The 19,170-nt window shown below is 51.1% G+C and carries 17 protein-coding genes; 7 read left to right on the top strand and 10 right to left on the bottom strand.

Annotated elements, in window-relative coordinates; all coding sequences use genetic code 11:
• Positions 1–49: 49 nt before the first annotated feature.
• Entirely contained in the window at positions 50–1,774 is a 1,725-nt protein-coding gene (locus ACN0YH_RS18840; protein WP_417381133.1) for a response regulator, read from the bottom strand.
• A gap of 411 nt (positions 1,775–2,185) precedes the next feature.
• Between ACN0YH_RS18840 and ACN0YH_RS18835 the strand changes: the two genes are divergently transcribed.
• From ACN0YH_RS18835 to ACN0YH_RS18820, 4 genes are all read left to right on the top strand, one after another.
• On the top strand, positions 2,186–3,061 hold the full coding sequence (locus ACN0YH_RS18835; RefSeq protein ID WP_417381132.1) for a diacylglycerol/lipid kinase family protein: 876 nt from the start codon (positions 2,186–2,188) through the stop codon (positions 3,059–3,061).
• Between the two features lie 67 nt (positions 3,062–3,128).
• Entirely contained in the window at positions 3,129–3,989 is an 861-nt protein-coding gene (kdsA, locus tag ACN0YH_RS18830; RefSeq protein ID WP_417381131.1) for a 3-deoxy-8-phosphooctulonate synthase, read from the top strand.
• A 141-nt stretch (positions 3,990–4,130) separates the two neighbouring features.
• Positions 4,131–5,822, top strand: coding sequence for a hypothetical protein (locus ACN0YH_RS18825; RefSeq protein WP_417381130.1), 1,692 nt, complete (start codon positions 4,131–4,133; stop codon positions 5,820–5,822).
• A gap of 39 nt (positions 5,823–5,861) precedes the next feature.
• The gene (locus ACN0YH_RS18820) at positions 5,862–6,902 is read left to right on the top strand and encodes a bile acid:sodium symporter family protein (protein ID WP_417381129.1); all 1,041 of its coding nucleotides are present in this window, start codon (positions 5,862–5,864) and stop codon (positions 6,900–6,902) included.
• Between the two features lie 10 nt (positions 6,903–6,912).
• On the opposite strand, the gene ACN0YH_RS18815 is transcribed toward ACN0YH_RS18820, so the two are convergent.
• Positions 6,913–7,530, bottom strand: a complete 618-nt coding sequence (locus ACN0YH_RS18815; protein WP_417381128.1) for a helix-turn-helix domain-containing protein — start codon at positions 7,528–7,530, stop codon at positions 6,913–6,915.
• Between the two features lie 135 nt (positions 7,531–7,665).
• On the opposite strand from ACN0YH_RS18815, the gene tdh reads away from it, so the two are divergent.
• A complete protein-coding gene (gene tdh / locus ACN0YH_RS18810) occupies positions 7,666–8,697 on the top strand; it encodes an L-threonine 3-dehydrogenase (protein WP_417381127.1) in 1,032 nt (343 codons plus the stop codon).
• A gap of 58 nt (positions 8,698–8,755) precedes the next feature.
• Positions 8,756–9,940 (top strand): glycine C-acetyltransferase, encoded by a 1,185-nt coding sequence (locus ACN0YH_RS18805; RefSeq protein WP_417381126.1) that lies wholly within the window; start codon positions 8,756–8,758, stop codon positions 9,938–9,940.
• 5 nt (positions 9,941–9,945) lie between these two features.
• On the opposite strand, the gene ACN0YH_RS18800 is transcribed toward ACN0YH_RS18805, so the two are convergent.
• From ACN0YH_RS18800 to ACN0YH_RS18780, 5 genes are all read right to left on the bottom strand, one after another.
• Positions 9,946–10,830, bottom strand: a complete 885-nt coding sequence (locus ACN0YH_RS18800) for a hypothetical protein (RefSeq protein ID WP_417381125.1) — start codon at positions 10,828–10,830, stop codon at positions 9,946–9,948.
• Positions 10,827–11,483: a MotA/TolQ/ExbB proton channel family protein gene (locus ACN0YH_RS18795; RefSeq protein WP_417381124.1), complete on the bottom strand. Its 657-nt coding sequence runs from the start codon at positions 11,481–11,483 to the stop codon at positions 10,827–10,829. The genes ACN0YH_RS18800 and ACN0YH_RS18795 overlap by 4 nt, the downstream gene beginning before the upstream one ends.
• 246 nt (positions 11,484–11,729) lie before the next feature.
• Positions 11,730–12,938, bottom strand: coding sequence for a 2,3-bisphosphoglycerate-independent phosphoglycerate mutase (locus ACN0YH_RS18790; RefSeq protein WP_417381123.1), 1,209 nt, complete (start codon positions 12,936–12,938; stop codon positions 11,730–11,732).
• A 128-nt stretch (positions 12,939–13,066) separates the two neighbouring features.
• Positions 13,067–14,416 (bottom strand): glycosyltransferase family 4 protein, encoded by a 1,350-nt coding sequence (locus ACN0YH_RS18785; protein ID WP_417381122.1) that lies wholly within the window; start codon positions 14,414–14,416, stop codon positions 13,067–13,069.
• Positions 14,417–14,450: 34 nt separating this feature from the next.
• Positions 14,451–15,194 carry a type 1 glutamine amidotransferase gene (locus ACN0YH_RS18780; protein WP_417381121.1) on the bottom strand — a complete coding sequence of 248 codons (744 nt, stop codon included), beginning with the start codon at positions 15,192–15,194 and terminating at the stop codon, positions 14,451–14,453.
• Between the two features lie 654 nt (positions 15,195–15,848).
• Between ACN0YH_RS18780 and ACN0YH_RS18775 the strand changes: the two genes are divergently transcribed.
• Positions 15,849–16,406: a fused DSP-PTPase phosphatase/NAD kinase-like protein gene (locus tag ACN0YH_RS18775; protein WP_417381120.1), complete on the top strand. Its 558-nt coding sequence runs from the start codon at positions 15,849–15,851 to the stop codon at positions 16,404–16,406.
• A gap of 38 nt (positions 16,407–16,444) precedes the next feature.
• Here ACN0YH_RS18775 and ACN0YH_RS18770 read toward each other — a convergent pair whose 3' ends face one another.
• The 3 genes from ACN0YH_RS18770 to ACN0YH_RS18760 all read right to left on the bottom strand — a co-directional run bounded on the left by ACN0YH_RS18770 (position 16,445) and on the right by ACN0YH_RS18760 (position 19,164).
• The gene (locus ACN0YH_RS18770) at positions 16,445–17,095 is read right to left on the bottom strand and encodes a class I SAM-dependent methyltransferase (protein WP_417381119.1); all 651 of its coding nucleotides are present in this window, start codon (positions 17,093–17,095) and stop codon (positions 16,445–16,447) included.
• A gap of 214 nt (positions 17,096–17,309) precedes the next feature.
• Complete coding sequence (locus ACN0YH_RS18765; RefSeq protein WP_417381118.1) at positions 17,310–17,609, bottom strand: Rho termination factor N-terminal domain-containing protein; 300 nt, start codon at positions 17,607–17,609, stop codon at positions 17,310–17,312.
• A gap of 241 nt (positions 17,610–17,850) precedes the next feature.
• Entirely contained in the window at positions 17,851–19,164 is a 1,314-nt protein-coding gene (locus ACN0YH_RS18760) for an APC family permease (protein ID WP_417381117.1), read from the bottom strand.
• Positions 19,165–19,170: the final 6 nt, after the last annotated feature.

Genomic DNA, 19,170 nt, shown 5'->3' with positions numbered 1-19,170 from the left:
GCGAGTGGGAAATGGAGTGGCCCGTTGAGATCAGCGTGAGGAAGGAACTTCAGTTGGAGGTGTCTGAAGTGATATCTTCCGAAATGCTGACCGCTTTTTCAACGCCGGTAATGAGCTGATCGAGGCGGAACGGCTTGTAGAGGACGCATTTCAGACCGAGCTGTCGGGCTTTGACGATCGAGTGCGTGGGATCGTACCCGAAACCTGTCATCAGAATCACAGGCAGGTGCTCATGGATCTCCCGGATCTGGGCGAAGCATTCGTACCCGTTCATATCGGGTAGCCGGATATCGGCGATGACAACATCATAATGAAAGCTGCGGACCATCAGGAATGCTTCTTCTCCATCGTGAGCGGTTTCTACCTCACAGCCCAGTCGGCCCAGCAGTTCATGTGCTGCCCGTCTGACAGTGGCATCACTGTCGACGACCAGAATCCGCTTGTTGACCAGTTTGGGATTCACCTGTCTCATCGTGGGCACTTTATGATGATGAGGTGTCTGGGGAGCCATTTCATCTCCCACCTGTTGAATCAGTTGCTTAATGTGGCGAGTATCTTTAAGGATACGCTGCAATCGCTCGCACACACTCGGCTCGTGACCGATATACCGCTCCAGAATCCAGGCCGTATCATTGAGGATCTCATCCACTGGATCAACGACCCCACGCATAATTAATTCAGTACTGGCAGAGGCTGTCGTCAGTTTTTCGACAACGAGCAGATCCAGTGTATTCAAGGCAATCGCAACTTCGCGGCTGAACAGTTCGAGGAAGTGCAGATCATTTTCGTCAAAGGCACCCGCGTGCGGGCTTTCCACATTAAACGTTCCGAGAACTTCATCGTGCAGATTCAGGGGAACCGTCAGGGAACTGCGGGCATTGGGAGCCCCTGTCATATACAGGGGGTCGTGCGCCGTATCTTCGCAGAGATAACTTTTTCCCGTCGCGGCGACAAAGCCGGTCACGCCGTTCGCTTCGGGATCTGCATAGAGTGTGCGGTTGGTCGCCACCTGCTCCATGCCTACGGCAAGTAGAACATCGAGTCGATTGGAGGCTTTATCCAGCAGACGAATTTCCACGGTTTCAAATTCAAGCAGATCCTGAGTGTAATGCAGAATTTTAGCTTTCAGAAGTTCAATGCGGTCTTCTGTTGTCATCTCGAAGATTTCTTCGGGAGAAAGATCGCCGAGCTCAAGTCCTGCCTGATAGATGGCATTGAGTTTCTGCCGCTGTAATACTTCTTCCGAAATATCACGAACGCTGGCCACCAGATAAGCGGGCTCCTCTTGACTGTCGGGAGCCATCAGGACCGGCATGACTTCGACATCAAAATAGCTTTTATCTCCGACCCGCAGTCCGCTCTTGGCAATCTTGCGTGTGGAGAAAGCTGAGTGAAACGGGCTGAAGTCAGGGCCTAGAATTTCGGGGGCGCCAAAGGCATCGTAGAAGGAATGACCGACCAGCGAGTTTTCATGACCGCAGAGTTGGCCCAGCCGGTGATTCGACCAGATAATGCGCAGCTCGGAATCCAGGACCACCACAGCATGAGGCAGAAATTCCAGCAGGCTACCCGACTGAATTAAAGCCAGGGGTAATGTCCCTGAAGTGGCTGGTACGACCAGGGCAGAGATATTTCCCTGATCAAATTCAGCGATACCTTCCGCCAGATTCTCCGAGGTTACGACCACATAGTCTTCATTGGAGAACTGTTCTCGCAACTCAGAAGTCTGGTCATCCGTGGGCCCACAGAAGAGAATTTTTTGCGGATTGGTCACTACGAAAACAGCCTTTGTCCACTAAGACATTTGATGCTTCACTTAATGTTGTATCACAAACGGAGACACCTGCTTTTCCGGCCTACCTGATTTGTAGGAACAACCGGATAAAAAACAAGATACCTCAGTCTTGTATTACGTAGATTCAGGCCGGATTGATAGAATACCTGACCTGGTTTTTATGCTTTTCACCAAAATCTTGAACAACATAAACAGTATAACGATATCGTACCTATGAAATCGGCTTTCTGTCAGCCAAAATTAAGATCCAACGAAAGGAATCTGCGAATTTCTTCAAATTCTGCTTGAATCCAGATATTTTTTCTCAAGTTTTTCCGCCTGTTTTAATGACTGATCCCCTTTTCAGCGAACCGTTTCGCAAACCTGCCGCCGCATAGAGAATGACAGCAAATGAGTTTACCCTGGGTCGCCATTCAGAGAAATCCAATCTCCGGAACAGGAAACCGTGCTTCGCTGATCATGGATCTGATCCAACATCTGAAGCAGAAAGGCATTCGGCCACGTCTGTTTTCCAACAGAGAGCGTATGCAGGAAAGGCTGCGAGACCAGTCTACGGAAACCCCGCCACTGTGCGTTGTTGCTGCCGGTGGAGATGGAACCGTCCAGGACCTGATCAATCGGTACCCCGATCAGCGAATCGCGATTCTCCCGCTGGGAACCGAAAACCTGATGGCCCGGCATCTGGGAATTCCAAAGTCAGGCGTCTTCGTCGCGGAAATGATCAAGCAGGGTGCGACACGTGAAGTCGACCTGTGTCAGATGCAGCAGAAACGTTTTATCCTGATGGCAAGCGTGGGCTTTGACGCGGCAGTAGTAGCAGATCTGACCGAATTCCGGAAAGGAAATATTTCCCACCTGAGTTATCTGAAGCCAGTCTGGCGTACCCTTCGTTCCTATCCGTATGAACCGCTGTTAATCTCCACAGATCAGAACACCGCAGAGATCACCGCCTACCATGCCATCGTTGTGAACATTCCCGCCTATGGACTGAATCTGAACTTTTCTCCTTCGGCAAGCGATGAAGATGGACTGCTCGACCTGATTGTATTCAAGGGAAAAGGGCTGTTCCGCACCCTGAGATACCTGTACCAGATCGTACGAGGCTCACATTTGAATTCTCCTGATGTACAACGGATTCAGACAAATCGTATTCAGATTCGCTCTGCGAAACCGGTTCCCGTTCAAACCGACGGGGATGCTTCAGGTCAGACACCGCTGGAAATTACGGTTCTCCCGCGGGCAGGCCGATTTATCGTCCCTTGCTGAACCAGGAGAATTCCACCATAATTCCCGAAGGATCATTTTAAGTAATACTGTTGGAAAGGATTCACAGGTGTCACAAAACCCAGTTTCGATTGGTCAGGTTCCATGCGGGAAAAATCATCCACTGGTATTTATTGCCGGGCCGTGCGTTATTGAAAGTGAAGAACTGGTACTGACCACTGCCAGACGACTTGCTGAAATTGCCTCGAAAGAAAACCTGTCGCTGATCTTCAAATGCAGTTTTGATAAAGCCAATCGCACAAGTGTCGACAGCTTTCGTGGTCCTGGTCTCGAACGTGGCCTGGAGATTCTGGCGAAAGTGAAACAGGAAACCGGCCTGGAAGTCACGACCGACATCCATGAGCCCAACCAGGCGGCTTCCGCAGCAGAGGTCTGTCGGATTTTACAGATTCCCGCGTTTCTGGCACGTCAGACTGATTTACTGGAAGCGGCTTCCAAAGCTGCGTTAAAATATGATGGCGTGGTGAATATCAAAAAACCACAATTTGTAGCTCCCGAAGACTGTATTCATGCAGTGAAGAAATGCGAAGCCTTCGGGCTGGAGCGACTTCTGCTGACAGAACGGGGAACAACATTCGGTTATGGTCGGCTGGTAAACGATATGCGCTGCATTCCCATCATGAAGCAGATGGGGCCTCCTGTGATCTTTGATGCCACCCATAGCGTACAGACACCCGGGGGCAAATCAACGGGAGGACAGCGGGAAATGATTCCCTTTCTGGCCCGGGCTGCGGTAGCCTGTGGCTGTGATGGCATCTTTGCAGAAACACACCCCGATCCTTCCCAGGCGTTGAGTGATGGGCCGAATATGCTCCCGCTGGATGATTTCACCAGTTTTGCACTGCAGATGCAGAAATTCCGGGATCTGTTCAATGAAATCGGTGGGGCATCAGACATTCCATCTGCTTGAAAATTGGTTATAGTATCTGGTACAGCGTATTCTCCTCTGATATTCATTGAATTTCCTTCCAGAGGTTTAACCGATCTTTGACCGACACAGCCCCGTCTTCTGTAAGATGGAACTGTACAGTATCACGAAGCCAAAACTGATATGACATTCTCGAATCTGATACAATGCATCTCTGCTTCCCGCCGGGGTTTGATGACTGGTGTTTGCTGCTTTGCTCTGTTGTCCACTGTTCCAGGTTGTAAAAACCAGACACCACCTGCACCATCTGCCAATAAAGTCAAATCCCAGGAAACAGCCAGCAAATCGAGTTCAACCAGTCAGAGTGATTCTGACTGTAACACCTACATCGATAACGCGATGAGCATGCTGGAGCCGGAACGACTGGAAATCAGCTCATCGCTGGAACGTGCTGTGGCGCTGTTGAATCAGTGGACACTCAATTGCGCAAATTTTGATACCGACCCACCGACCTTGACAGATTCGCAGAAGCCATTTTTCAAAAAATACCTGGGCGAAGCCCAGCTGGCGAAAATGGATCTGACACGATTTACGGAAAGTGATGCAAAATTCATCCGTGATTCACAACTTTTCAATGGTATGGTCAATGCGGCGATTGCGGGCAAATCGAATGATGTCGAACGCGTGACGGCCGCTTTCTATTACTGCATGAGCAATGTGGCTCTCATTACCAACAAACAAAATGTGCTCCCGTTGTCCCCTTATGAAATCTGTATTCTGGGTACCGGTTCTGCAGAACAACGAGCCTGGATTTATATCGATATGCTCAGGCAACTGCGAATGGACGCTGTCCTGTTAAAGCCTGCTGAAGAGGCTCCCTATAAATTACTCGTGGGCGTGCTGCTGAATGAAAACATTTACCTGTTTGATCCCGTGCTGAGCCTGCCGATTCCAGCGAAAGAGCAACCTTCCGATGCGGTCCTGATTCCGAACCCGGCAACATTGGCTGATGTCTTAAAGTCTCCCGCAATTTTGAAAGACTTTTATGGTGAAGAAGCGGCGAATCGTTTTTCAGCCGAAGAACTGAAAACGCCCCAGGTCCTCATTATGGGACGCAGCTGTGAATGGTCGACCCGAATGCGGCGTCTGGAAGATTCGCTGTCGCGTAAGCAGACTTTCGTGCTGTTTCGCAACCTGGAAGAATTAAAAGGTGATCCCGGCTTCATCGCGCATCTTCAGACGATCGGAAAAGGGATCCTGAAAGACGCGGATATCAAAGTTTCGGAATATCCTGATAAAGAAATCAATGCCAGTGAATCCGTTACTGGTGATCTGGCGAAACAAATCGCTTCGATCCGATTACCATTTAACGCTCCGGTGCCTTACGATGTAAAATTGAGAAAAGAGACAAAGGACGGCTTTGTCGTCCCCTGGGGGGCTCCCTCCAAGAAATTGCTGAAAACGAGAACCGCACAATTGCTGGGAGAACAGAAGTCAGCGATCGAGAGTTTTGTCACCACGCGACTGGAAGCTGGTTTCCCTTCCGACCTGATTGTCCCTCAAAAAACCCGACTCATGCATTTGATGGCGGCCCATGAGGCCACTTATTTCCTGGCATTAGGTCAATACCTGCAGGGAGAAAATGCTGCTGCCGGTGAGTCATTTAATGATTATCTTCGACTCTACCCCGGCGTCAATCCCGAGCGCACTATCGCAGCAGTTTACCAGATGGCATTCAGCGATGCAAAATCGGACAAGCTCTCCAGTGCGATTGTAGCTGTCGGTGAAAATAAGCCTCCCGAAGCACTCAAACCGGCATTTCCCTACCTGGAAAAACGGTGGCGTGCGCTCCGCGAAAATGCTTCAAAAAAATAAACGCACTCAATTGGCACTCCTCCAACTGAAATCTGAGTCATGCTTGCCTTCCTCCGTCGTCGCTGGTTTTTAGTCTGTATTACTTTTGTAATAACGATCGGCGTCTACGCAGGGCATGAAGGATCTCAGGAAACACTTTCGCAGGTGAAACAGTTCATCCGCCCTTCCTGGTTGACGGCGATTGTCCTGTTTCTGATGTCACTGAGCCTGAACTCCGAACACTTACTGACATCGATCAAAAAACCGGGTCCCCTGATCCTGTCACTGGCGACGAATATCGTTCTACTGCCGCTGATAGCCTGGGCAATACTACCACTTCAATTGTCGGCTGATTTTGGTATCGGCCTGATTATCATGGCCTGTGTGCCGTGCACGTTGTGTGGCGCATCGGTCTGGACCCGTCGCGGAGGCGGGAATGACGGGGTCTCCCTGATGGTCACCATGATCACCAACGGTGCCTGCTTTCTCACGGTCCCGTTCTGGATTCTGCTGATTACGTCGCGCGAAGTGGAATTTGATCGGGTCGCCATGATTACCAAACTGTTCTATGCGGCGATGCTGCCTGTCGTCTTTGGACAGATCCTCAGGATGAACCAGCGGATCAAAGCGTTTGCCGACCGGATCACTTCCCGACTGGGAACCGTGGCGCTGGTCTTTGTGCTGTTTATGGTGCTGCTGGCAGCAGTGCAGACTGGATATGGTATCCAGACATCGGAAGTGGGTATCTCACTGGCAGCGGTTGCCGTCGTGTGGATCAGTTGCATTGTGGTGCATGTCAGCGGATTCGCTGTCAATCTGCTTTTGGGGAAAAGCTTTGGTTTTGCTCCCCGCGACCGGATTGCCAGCGCTATTGCCGGCAGTCAGAAGACGCTGCCGATTGCCGTTTTCGTCGCCACCGATGCCTCGATGTTTGGTAACGCCGGTATTCCGTCCGCCGTCTTTCCACTACTGATGTTTCACACATCCCAGTTTTTCATTGATACGATTCTGGCTGATCGACATCGCGAGAAATACTTCGAAGTCGAACTGTCACAACCCGAGGCAGAATCAGAACCGAGCCTGACCGCCTGCGAACAGTAGACCGTTTTCATCAGTTCTGGTAAATGACCACCAGAAACAGAACTGCTTCGCCGCGACCAACGTTGATGATCGCATGAGGTACATCGACGCGATAGCTGGCAGAATCACCAGGTCCCAGCAGGGTGGTATCTTCTCCCGAATCAACCTGGACTTTGCCTTTCTCGACCGTCAGGAATTCACGGGTGCCCCGAAAGTGGGGGGCACTCTGCAGCTTACCACTGGCATGGAGTTGGACTTCGTAAAACTCAACATCCTTTTCCAGGTGCAGGGGAGAAAGCGTACGAATGCGGCATTCAGAATCAGAACGATAATGAAATGTCCGATCTTCCGCACGGATGACTTCAATGGAAGAGGTAGAAACCGGCGCTTCCACCAGTTCTCCTAATGCGATGCCGAACGCTTGAGAGATCCGCACGGTTACCGCCAGCGTCGGATTCGCCTCGCCTCGCTCAATCTGACTGAGCATCGAACGACTTACGCCACACGCAGCAGAGAGAGAATCGAGAGACCAGCCACGCTCTTTGCGCAGTTCCCGTACGCGCTGCGATAGCTGCCCACTGATTTCATCGGGGGACAATTCAGAACCTGCTGTAGTCGTAGACTGTTTTCTGGCGGAGTTTGCCGACATGATCTCGTTATCCATTATATTGGACATTCACTCTTGCAAGATGGATATTCCTTTTCTATTATAATGGATATTGAGTCGATATAAAGGATTCTCGCCCTTTAATTTTTCCAATTATCCCGTGTGATGGGTTTCATTATGAAAGCATTGGTTAAAAAGGAGTCAAAGCCGGGGCTTTGGCTGGAAGACGTACCTGTTCCCACAATCGGCATTAACGATGTGCTGATCAAAGTCGACCGCACAGGCATCTGCGGCACGGACGTGCATATTTATAAATGGGACGACTGGGCCCAGAAGACGATTCCCGTCCCGATGGTGGTGGGACATGAATTTGTCGGCGAAATTGTGGAGGTCGGTTCAAATGTCGTCGACTACACGCCGGGGGAAATCGTGAGTGGGGAAGGGCACGTGGTCTGTGGACGCTGTCGCAACTGTTTTGCGGGGAGACGGCATCTGTGTGCTCATACTCGAGGCGTGGGAGTGAATCGTCCCGGTGCCTTTGCGGAATACATTTCTCTGCCAATGACCAACATCTGGCATCACGATGAATCGATTGACCGGGATGTCGCTTCCATTTTTGATCCGTTCGGGAATGCTGTGCACACAGCCCTCTCATTTGATGTTCTGGGCGAGGATGTACTCATTACCGGAGCCGGCCCGATTGGTGTGATGGCAGCTGCTGTCGTGAAACATGCGGGTGCCCGGCATGTGGTGGTCACTGATGTGAATCCGTACCGACTCGACCTGGCACGCAAGATGGGCGCCACTCTGGCTCTCGATGTGCGTGAGAACTCCATCGCCGATGCACAGCAGCAGTTGGGTATGACGGAGGGCTTTGATGTCGGACTGGAAATGTCGGGCAATCCGCAGGCCTTTCGGGATATGCTGACGAACATGTGTCATGGCGGTAAGATTGCCATGCTGGGAATTCCGGAAAAAGAAATCGCCATCGACTGGAACCTGGTCGTCTTCAACATGCTGACGCTGAAAGGGATCTACGGTCGCGAAATGTACGAAACCTGGTATAAGATGACCGTCATGCTGCAGAGCGGACTGGATATCAGCCCGATCATCACGCACCGCTTTCATGCCAGTGAATTTGAAGCGGGATTTGAAGTCATGATGTCAGGTCAATCGGGGAAAGTCATTCTTGACTGGAACAATATTTAACATCCTCCAACAAACTAATTGACATACAAATTCACCAGATTGGAACAGGACTTGACTCATGTATGGATCAATCAAACAGGAACTGGAACAGATACTCTCGACGATCCGCGAGGAAGGGCTTTATAAGTCGGAGCGGATCATCACGACGCCCCAGGATGCACATATCCGTGTCTCAGAAGGAGAGCCGGTGCTTAATATGTGTGCCAATAACTATCTGGGACTGGCAGAACACCCGGATGTGATTGCCGCCGCCCACGCTGGCCTGGACGAGTGGGGTTACGGTCTGTCTTCAGTCCGTTTCATCTGTGGTACGCAGTCGATTCACAAACAACTGGAACAGAAGCTGAGCCAGTTCCTGGAGACAGAAGATACGATTCTCTACACATCCTGTTTCGATGCCAACGGCGGCCTGTTCGAAACACTCTTAACCGCGGAAGATGCAATAATCTCGGATGAGCTGAATCATGCCAGCATTATCGATGGCGTGCGACTTTGTAAAGCGCAGCGGTTTCGCTACAAAAATAACAACATGCAGGACCTGGAAGAACAGTTGAAAGCTGCATCTTCTGCCCGCTATCGAATGATTGCCACGGACGGGGTATTCTCGATGGACGGTTACATTGCCAATCTGCCGGCGATCTGTGATCTCGCCGATAAATATGATGCCCTGGTGATGGTGGACGATTCCCACTCCGTCGGTTTTATGGGACAGCATGGGAAAGGGACCCATGAATTCCATGGTGTGATGGACCGGGTTGACATCATCACAGGCACGCTGGGCAAAGCACTCGGCGGTGCGAGTGGCGGCTATACCAGCGGGCGTAAAGAGATCATCGAACTATTGAGACAGCGTTCGCGGCCTTACCTGTTTTCAAACTCCGTGGCGCCGGCGATTGTAACCGCTTCCATCGCGGCGATTGACATGCTGACCGCTTCGACAGAATTACGCGATAAACTGGAAGCCAATACAAAACACTTCCGTGCCGGGATCTCACAAGTCGGTTTTGAAGTCTTGCCCGGAGAACACCCCATTGTACCGATCATGCTGGGTGATGCGGCACTGGCAGGTCGCGTTGCTGATGCGTTATTGCAGAAAGGCATCTATGTGATCGGGTTCTCGTTCCCGGTCGTTCCCAAGGGGAAAGCACGCATTCGGACGCAGATCTCAGCCGCCCATTCGATTGAAGACCTGGATTTTGCCATTGAGAAATTCAAAGAAGTCAAAGCGGACTTGGGGATTTAATTCCGTCAGTTCGGTTCTGCTTTGGCGGCAGGCCTCTCAGGAGTGAAGCCCATCACCGCGTATTCATAGCGGGTGCGACCACTGCTGTCAGTTCGCATCCGTTCGGCGACCAGGGGCAGACCTTGAGTAGCTGCAAAACGCAGAGAGGCGCGGGCATCACCGTAGGAGAAGAGGATAATCACCAGGCTTTTGGGCTGGGGCACCGTTTTATAGACGGCATAAAAGCGGTCGACAAATGCCTGCGGGGAGTCGGCCCGGAATTCTGTAGACTGATCACCAACTTTCAGACGAAAAATGCCATTCTCTGTCAAATAGAGTTCCCAGATATCGCTGCGTTTGGTCAATTCATCGTACGTCAGGAAATGTTTGACGACGTCGATGGCTTTGCCTCCCGCCAGTTCCTGCAGTTGTTTTTTGATGCGCTCGATTTCCGCTTTCGTCTGTTCGGAATCCGGATCCGGTTTGGCATTTAACAGCGGATCCAGCAGTGCATCGGGAAGCTGAAACAGTTGCTGTACCATTTCGCCGACGAGGTCACGCTGCTCCCGTGTCTGCTCCAGTTGTTCGCTGAGTTCGCGGCTCTGCTTCTCTGCCAACTGTTGACTGACACGCGCCTGGTCCTGCATTTTAAGAGCGTTCTGCTCCGCCTGCATCGCATCAAGTACAACCTGCTGTTTTGATCGCTTCAGTTCAGCGAGTTCTTTCTGTACGGTTTGCTGTTCTTCCCTGAGCGTTTTCGCAGTCTGCTCGGCTTGCATGACCTGCTGTTCAGAACGCTGCTCAATCCGTGCCGTCGTTTCCTGTGTATCCATGAACTGCGCAAAGATCACGATCAACAACAGGTCGAGCAGGGGAGTCAACTGAAATGTCAGACGCTGGCGGCTGATCATGCTGGTGTCTCGCCTCCCCTGGCCAGAACGAGTTCCCGCTTGGCGCGGACGATGGTATCACGCACATGCTGGCGATTTTCGACCAGGCCCAGAAAAGACATCTCCAGCACACTGTTGATAAACATCAGCAGGATCGCGGCGGCCAGGCCGGCAAACGTCGACCAGATCGCATCACCGAAATGACTGACTATCGAACTGATGGCGTTGGTCGTCTCGGTGCCCGCGTTAGCCTGCAGCGCCGCTCCCATCGCAAGAATGGTTCCCAGCACGCCTGCCAGGGGATAGGCTTCAATCATAGTGCGGCAGATGTTGTAGCAGGTCTCGAAAAAATGTGAATCCAGGTAGCGGCGTTTTTCATCCAGAATGTGTACGCGTTCGGAAAGCGCAATGCGGTCGGCAGGATTGGCCTGGGGATCAAGTGTTTCATTCACGTCAGCCAGAAACGCTTCGATCTGATCGGAGAGGTGGCCCGTGGAATCGAGCAGGCTGCGGTGTTTGAGTCCGCGTGTGAAATCATCCAGTGAAGAAGCGATGCCCCGCAGGTCGCGGCGGGACCAGATCCAGAGCACAAAGAAAAAAAACAGGTGAGCGCCACAAGCCAATGTGATGACCATTGTGGAGAGCCCGGAGAGCTGGCTTAAATACTGCGACATCAATTCCACCCGTTATAGTAAGTGTTTCTGCTTTCCACTGTTTCAGGGAATGTATCTGCTTCCGCATGATTGAAACGGCTTCATTTATAGAATCGATCATCAATGCCTCTGCACCTTGAAGATTCCTGAAGATATTGTCTCGCACTGCTGCAGTTCTTCCAGTCACAACGAATATAACGAAAAAGGATGCAGGCCTCACGCGGAAGACTGCATCCCTTATCAGGTTAACGCTGATTCATTTTCAAATCAGGCCCCATATTTTTCCAGTCGACCGGCGTGCGCCATGGCCAGCCACATCAGATATTTGGCTTCAAACTGGCCCAGTCCGCCCTGAATACACTCTGATTCGCCGAAGCTCTGGCAGCCATCAAAGCGGGCATTTTCCGCAGACAGCAGCACAGGTACGGGATGCCAGCTGTGTGACTTCATTTTGGCAGGCGTACTGTGGTCGCCAGTCACGATCAAAACGTCCGGGTTAAGCGCCGTGATGCGGGGAATGCAGGTATCGACATCTTCCGTCCGGGCGACTTTCGCATCGAAGTTACCATCTTCACCTGTGGAATCGGTGTACTTGTAATGCACGAAGAAGAAATCATAGTCATCCCAGATTTTTTCCAGGCAGTCCATCTGTGATTCCAGTGTCTGACCGGCGTCTTTGACGTCCATGCTGACCAGTCGGGCCAGTCCCCGGTACATGGGATAAACGGCAACCGCTGCAGCACGCGTGCCATACACTTCTTCGAACGTCGGGATTTCTGGCATTTTGGCAATGCCCCGCATGGTGAGCAGGTTGGCAGGACGATCGTCTTTGAGAATTTCGCCCGCCTGCTTGAGAAATTCTTTGCAGAGTTCGGCAGTCTTTTGAGAGGCTTCATTCTCGCCGACCGGTTCCAGCGGGGGTACACCCGTTTTCTGAGGATCGGTGTCGTTGATATCTCCGCCCAGTCCTTTGGCTCGCAGGACGATGACCAGGCGATATTCTTTGACGTGCCGCACAAACACTTCCACGCCGGGAATTTCGATTTTGTCGAGTTTTTTGCAGAGCTCGGCACCAATGTCGCTACCGATCCGGCCTGCACGACGGTCGGTGATCTTGCCGTCATCATCGAGCGTACAGAAGTTGCCACGAATGGCGACGTCATCGGGACCGAGTTCAAAGTCGATGCCCAGAGCTTCGAGTACGCCCCGACCGATGTTGAATTCGAGAGGGTCATAACCGAACAGTCCCAGGTGACCGGGTCCACTGCCAGGTGTAATGCCGGGAATCACAGGGATACTGCGTCCCAGTGTTCCTTTTTTCGCAAGGGCATCCAGGTTGGGTGTGTTCGCCGTTTCCAGTTCGGTTTTTCCGCCCGGCTCCAGTGGCAAGCCACCCAATCCGTCTGAAACGAGGAGCACAATTTTGGAATCATTCTTCTTTTGCAGTTTTTTCATTAATGCGTGCAGGTCTGCCATCGAAATCTCAATACCTTTTGATTGAACATTTATAAATTCAGTGGTCCACAAATGGGAACCAATTCTGTCAGCGGGAAGCTATACAATACAGAAAACGACGCCACTTGTTAAGCAGCATACTGTGACAATCAGGGATCGGGCGTCAATTGGGGTGTGTTCTCCCTCAAACCGGCGGCATCGACCCATTTCTGAAAGAAGCTCAGGCTTTCGGTCGCCATCAGATCCGCATTATAGAACTGACGAACACGTTCATAGCCCTGGCGGGCCAACTGGAGGCGATATTCCTGATCCTGGTAAAGTCGTTCCCAGGCATCCGCGAGCGCCTGCGGATCACCGGGGGGGACCAGCAGACCGCCGGCGGTCTGTTCGATCAGTTCCGGGAAGGCACCATGGGCAGGCTGCACGACAGGCACTCCGTTGGCCAGAGCTTCCAGTACAAACAGTCCCTTGGGCTCGTGATAGTCGGTCGGAACAGAGAGCACAGACAGGCTTTTATAGAACGCGATCTTTTCTTCACGGGTAGCGGGACTGCCCCAGTATTGATAAGACTCATTGAGAGCGCTGAGATTTTTGGTCGTTTCGTGAAAATACGCTTCACTTTCCTTGCCCAGGAACCCGCCGATACACAGGCGACTGTCGGGGTGGGCTTTGTGAAAGATCTCAAACGCCTCAACGACATTGTGGAGCCCCTTCTCTTTACAGATCCGGGCAAAGAAGCCGATGGTAAAAGGTTCGTCCGTGCGCTCATCCGGTGTTCCATCGTGTCCTTCCAGATTGATTCCCAGCAGCACTTTATGGATGTGGTCGACAGGCAGATCCAGATATTCGGACATGAATTCACGGTAGTAGTCACTGTGGACCAGCACGCCATCCACCTGCTGCACGTTGTTACGAATCAGTTCCAGCGAACGACTGCGATAAGGTTCGCCCAATTCTTCCAGAAAGACATCGTCCCCCTGCAGAATGCAGAACAGGGGGCCCTGGTAATGTTCCTTGATTTTTTTGATGGTACCTGACAGTAATGCATTACTGAGACAGATCACATCGGGCTTAAGCTGTGATCCCAGGAACTGCGCCAGCTCTTCGATCTCCTGACCTTCGGCTCCCTGATCCCCTTCCAGTAGCGTGACAGTCAGCGCTCCCAGTTCTTGGGCATCATTGCTGACCCCAAATTTTGTGGCCAGATTGATGATCCAGGGCGTGTTGAGCCAATGCTTCATGAAACGTGGCAGCTTACGCCAGAGTCTGGACCGGTAATTCAGATAGACGTTGATGCCCCCCAGGAAGACGGGCGAGCCTGTCATATTCTCTTCATCGACGCGGATGGGAGTATAGGTGGGCACGAGTGTGGCTTCCGCGCCCTGCAGCATCATGGCCCGGGTCCAGGTGTTGTCGTGCATACAGGCGCCACAGAACATCCCGGCGCCTCCCGAGGTGATGATGGCCACGTGTAATTTTTGATGTGATGGTTCTGACATAAACTCTCTGCCTGGCGGTGAGCGTAAGATCGCTTCAGGTTTGATCCAGATGGAGTGGTGCAATCTGTTGCACAAATCGTTTTAACAGAGCGGCGGCTTCAGGTGTATCATGAATAGAATGGCGAAACTCATCCAGCGACAGACCGGCGATTTTTTTGACATACTCGGGATACGTATTCAATCGCCCGAGAAACGACTGACAGGTGAGTTCCGGATGAAACTGCGTGCAGTAAATGGGACGATCCACAAAACGGTAGGCCTGATTTTGCACACGATCCGTCGATGCCAGCAGTTCGGCTCCCGGAGGCAGTTCAATCACTGTATCTTCATGTCCCATCAGCCCTTGCAGCACGGGACCTGACGGGCCAAACACCGGGTCTGCTGCGCCGGCTGCCGTCAGTCTGACATGGTGGACGCCGATTTCTGCTTTATCCAGATCGTGAATCACCTGACCTCCCAGTGCCCGAGCCATGGCCTGGAACCCCCAGCAGGATGCAAAGGTCGGCTTGCGGGAATCGTGAACCAGTCGCAGGCTGTCCAGAGCGGTTTCCAGCCAGTCCCCTTCACCGGCGGCAGAGTAATGTCCACTGCCCCCAATGAGGACAACATCAGTTTCGATGAGATCCCGGTCCTGCAGCGGCCCCCCCAGCAGATCGAATACCGCGACCTGACTGGTGTCTGTCTCCAGGACGTCCGCAAAACAGACAACCTCCTGCTTTAACATGGGATCATCAGGGTTGCGCACCTGTAACAGTAAATAACGAAGTGGTTCTAACATCAAAGTCCGTTCAATTACGATTCAACGATTCCAGAGCGCGTCACATTTAATGATAACGTCTCTCAATCTAATATACTCGGGCCACATAGACCTGGAGACGCTACAGTCAAACTGGACACAGTCTAAAATCTGGTGCCTGTAACGTGAGTGGCAGCAGAAATTCAAATTCACAATGATATTGCAGGGTGATACCCATGTGGTCCAGCCTGAAATTACAAACTTCCAGTAAGTTCAGAAACCAGGCACGGTATGGATCACAGTTAATTTATATTACATTTTTTAATACTGAATTGGTATCCAGGCAGTAGGAATTCATCGGGTGTGACAGTCTGTCAGAGCCATACCGATGCGGTTGTGCAGACAACCCGGAAAAAAACAGAAATTTTCCCGAAGATTTCATTTAGTATTTATATTTGACTTGACAATTTTGATCGATCAAAAGATAGTAGATTCATCAACAAAACTTGTTTTTATCTCATGCGTTATCTCCTGAGAGGATTATCTGTTTCCTTTTTTTAACCTCTTCAATGCATGATTATTCACGCCAGTCAACTCGTCTTGACTGGCGTTTTTTTTGTATCTGCTTCGTATATGAAGGGTATAATAACCGGTAACGGGTCTCGACCAATACTTCTTTTCTGGAAGGAACAAGTCATGCCAGACTTACCGTTAGTCAAATCGCTTCTGTTAATCGTCTTGCTACTGACCACGCTTCCCGTGGCAGCAGAGCCTGAGGCTGATTCGAAACCCCAGGAACTGAAACCGATTTCCCTGGGTCAGATCACCCCACTGCATCGCCGCAAGCTGATCTATCTGGCCGGCCAGCCAACCAAAGAAGATTTTCCGCTACTCCAGAAGGATGGCGTCAAAACGGTCGTCAATTTGCGTACAACAAAGGAACTCAACTGGGACGAAGCGGGTTACGTGCGCATGCTCGAACTCGATTATGTGGCGATCCCGTTTCTGACTCCCGAGACATTAACGCCGACTGTCTTCGATCAGTGTCGTGGCATCCTGAATGATCAGGCCCGACACCCGCTGATTCTACATTCAGCGTCCGCCAACAGAGTTGGTGCCATCTGGCTCGTGCATCGCGTACTGGACGACGACATCGAATATGATGCAGCCTTAAAAGAAGCGCAACAGGTGGGCCTGAAAACACCCGGCTATATCGATCAGGCAAAAGCGTATATCGCGGCGCAGAGGAAATAGTTGTAAGTTGGAAACCCAACGCAACGGAATTCAGCTGCTCACGCTTCCAGTGTCAGGGAAGACATTTTTTTCTGTTCACCTGATTCAGCTGTTTTTTCCCAGAGGTAGAGATCCAGGGGAGGCAGGTTCCATAAGACAAGATCGCGACTCTGGGGGGCGCCGAAACAGTCTTCAGCGAGTTCGCAGACATTGTTGCGGAACTGGTAAGTGACAAACACGCCGCCAGGAGCCAGTACCTGGTGTATCGTTTGGATTAACTGGCGACCTTCTTCGGGAGACATCACCGAAAAGGGAACACCGGAGACAATGACATCGGGCTTCGCGAAATTCTGCTGTTGAAGAATTGATTTGAGTGAGAGTGCAGAGTTTTCCACTACGGTCAAGCGGGGATCTGCCAGTTCCTGCAGATGTGCCACAAATTCCGACACAACTTCTACACAGAGAAGTTGAGAGTCTGCCGGCATCGCCTCCAGCAGGGCTCTTGTGGTTTCCCCTGTCCCCGGGCCGAGTTCCACCACGCAGCGGGCGGTCTGCAGGCAGGCCAGGGAACTCAGTTTTCGCTGCAGGAAGCTTGAACTTGGTACAAACGAGGCGACCTGCAACGGGTTCTCAAAGAACCCCCGGAGAAAACAGGGGATCACAGACGAACGCGAAGCCGTCTCCTGTGCTGAAAGTTGAGTACTGCTCATTACTGTATCCTGATTTAGACTGTGTCCAGTTTTACTTAGCGTCTCCAGGGCTATTTGAACCGAGTACAATAGTTTGAGAGACGCTATGGTTAAATGTGATGCGCTCTAGCGGCATTATTATGAAAGATTGAAACAGGAACGTACATACTATTTAAGCTGTGCTCCACTTTCAGTCACGGAAATCGTTTTTCTGCATCAATGATTCCAGCTACTGCTATCGTTTGTCACGCAGTGCTTTGATCAATTCGGTTTTCTTCATTTTACTGCGTCCCTTGATGTTATTTTCGGAAGCGAGATTTTGCAGCTCATCGACCGTGCGGTCTTCCAGACGGGTATGAGGATTCCCGGTCCCTTGCGTGGTTTTGTTGGGAGTTTTTCCGGCCTGTCGTCTCTGCTTATTGACGGTCCGGGCGGCAATCTCTTCGGCTTTATCTTCCGGCTTGCCTCGATCAAGTTCGCTGCGCCTGATATGTTGATACTGCTTTTCATCTTTGTCAGTCCATGATGTTGGCATAACCATTTCTCCTGTCCAGACAGTTCGCAAAATTGAACCTCTTCTTATAACTATTATATCAAATTCGCATATATTGTGCCAAAGCGGAGTCTTATCTATTAGAAAGAGGGGAGATTCTTGAGAGCATTACCTGACCCAGTAAAACCAGATCATTTATATCCGTTGCAGTCACCAAGAATTGAACCGACAGAGGGTGTTACTGCTGTTTGATTTTCAACCATCCTGGCGGACGAGGAACCAGTTATTCCTGCTTTTGATTTCTGAGGAAGAGCCACTCACCGAGGAAAATCAGTATCAGTCCCGGTACCGCAATCATAATTACCAGGGGGTCAGACTGTGCTTTCACCATGATAAAAGCAATCAGCACGATGACATCAAGTAGCATGGCAGTAATCAGGATTGTTGCGTTGGCACTGACTTCTTTGCGGAGATATCGAAAGACGCCCCAGTGTATGGCAATATCCATAATGATATAAAAAATGGCTCCCAGTGAAGCGATGCGGCTCAAATCAAAGAGGATGGTAAAAATCATCGCCAGAACCACGGTATATACCAGTGTATGTTTCTGAATGTCTCCCGGCATCCCGAAATGAGAATGAGGCACCAGCTTCATTTCTGTAAGCATGGCGAGCATACGCGACACTGCAAACACGCTGGCGATCACTCCCGATACGGTCGCCACAATGGCAAAGACGACAGTAAACCAGAGTCCATACTCTCCAAACGCAGGTTGAGCAGCACGTGCCAGCGAATAATCTCTGGCTTTGACGATCTCATCGATCGAAAGTGTTCCCCTGATTGCCAGAGTCACCAGCATATATAAGCCGAGGCAGAGACAAATCGAAATGGTAATGGCGCGACCTACATTTTTGTGAGGATCTTTTATCTCACTACCACTGTTGGTGATCGTGGTGAATCCCTTGAATGCCAGAATGGCAAGTGCAACACCACCCAGAAAGCCACCAGGCCCCGCCTGAGAAGCCGTGGACGAGCTGTTTTCGAAGGAGAACCCGGCAGCCCATAATCCGCCTATAGCGAAGATGACAATACCTGCAATTTTGATAAATGCGGTAATATAAGAAATGGATTCAATGTACTGGTTGCTGAGAATATTAATCAGAAAAGCAATGACCAGTAATCCGACTCCCAGCGCTACGATCAGCCAGTCACTGTTTTCCGCATTGAAGAGCTGCAGGGTGTAAGTTCCAAAAGTGCGGGCCACCAGACTCTCATTGATAATCATGGAGAAATACATCAACAGGGCGCAGGCTCCCGTCATGGTAGATTTACCATAAGCCTGTTTGAGAAACATGGCGATGCCGCCAGCCGAGGGATAGGCGTGTGCCAGCTTCACATAGGAGTACGCACTGAAACCTGCGATGATTCCCGCAGCCAGGAAGGCCAATGGAAACCAGGACTGTGCCAGTTCAGCCACCTGACCTGTGAGCGCAAAGATACCGGCGCCAATCATCACGCCGATCCCCATCGCGACAGCGCCGATTAAAGTGAGACTGTTTTTCTGGTAATCCGTTGAAGACTCGCTCGCATGTTCCATTCTACT

Origin of the sequence: Gimesia sp. (genome assembly GCF_048262075.1) — a bacterium.
Lineage (GTDB): Bacteria > Planctomycetota > Planctomycetia > Planctomycetales > Planctomycetaceae > Gimesia.
Note: the sequence above shows the minus strand (reverse complement) of the source record. Positions and strands in the feature narration are given on the sequence as shown.

Bases quoted from the DNA above. Each gene is read 5' to 3' on its own strand.
- ACN0YH_RS18765 (WP_417381118.1), bottom strand. From the start codon at position 17,609: ATGCCAACATCATGGACTGACAAAGATGAAAAGCAGTATCAACATATC.
- ACN0YH_RS18775 (WP_417381120.1), top strand. From the start codon at position 15,849: ATGCCAGACTTACCGTTAGTCAAATCGCTTCTGTTAATCGTCTTGCTA.
- ACN0YH_RS18835 (WP_417381132.1), top strand. From the start codon at position 2,186: ATGAGTTTACCCTGGGTCGCCATTCAGAGAAATCCAATCTCCGGAACA.
- ACN0YH_RS18770 (WP_417381119.1), bottom strand. From the start codon at position 17,095: ATGAGCAGTACTCAACTTTCAGCACAGGAGACGGCTTCGCGTTCGTCT.
- ACN0YH_RS18800 (WP_417381125.1), bottom strand. From the start codon at position 10,830: ATGATCAGCCGCCAGCGTCTGACATTTCAGTTGACTCCCCTGCTCGAC.
- ACN0YH_RS18760 (WP_417381117.1), bottom strand. From the start codon at position 19,164: ATGGAACATGCGAGCGAGTCTTCAACGGATTACCAGAAAAACAGTCTC.
- ACN0YH_RS18780 (WP_417381121.1), bottom strand. From the start codon at position 15,194: ATGTTAGAACCACTTCGTTATTTACTGTTACAGGTGCGCAACCCTGAT.
- ACN0YH_RS18820 (WP_417381129.1), top strand. From the start codon at position 5,862: ATGCTTGCCTTCCTCCGTCGTCGCTGGTTTTTAGTCTGTATTACTTTT.
- ACN0YH_RS18815 (WP_417381128.1), bottom strand. From the start codon at position 7,530: ATGTCGGCAAACTCCGCCAGAAAACAGTCTACGACTACAGCAGGTTCT.
- ACN0YH_RS18805 (WP_417381126.1), top strand. From the start codon at position 8,756: ATGTATGGATCAATCAAACAGGAACTGGAACAGATACTCTCGACGATC.
- tdh (WP_417381127.1), top strand. From the start codon at position 7,666: ATGAAAGCATTGGTTAAAAAGGAGTCAAAGCCGGGGCTTTGGCTGGAA.
- ACN0YH_RS18790 (WP_417381123.1), bottom strand. From the start codon at position 12,938: ATGGCAGACCTGCACGCATTAATGAAAAAACTGCAAAAGAAGAATGAT.
- ACN0YH_RS18825 (WP_417381130.1), top strand. From the start codon at position 4,131: ATGACATTCTCGAATCTGATACAATGCATCTCTGCTTCCCGCCGGGGT.
- ACN0YH_RS18795 (WP_417381124.1), bottom strand. From the start codon at position 11,483: ATGTCGCAGTATTTAAGCCAGCTCTCCGGGCTCTCCACAATGGTCATC.
- ACN0YH_RS18785 (WP_417381122.1), bottom strand. From the start codon at position 14,416: ATGTCAGAACCATCACATCAAAAATTACACGTGGCCATCATCACCTCG.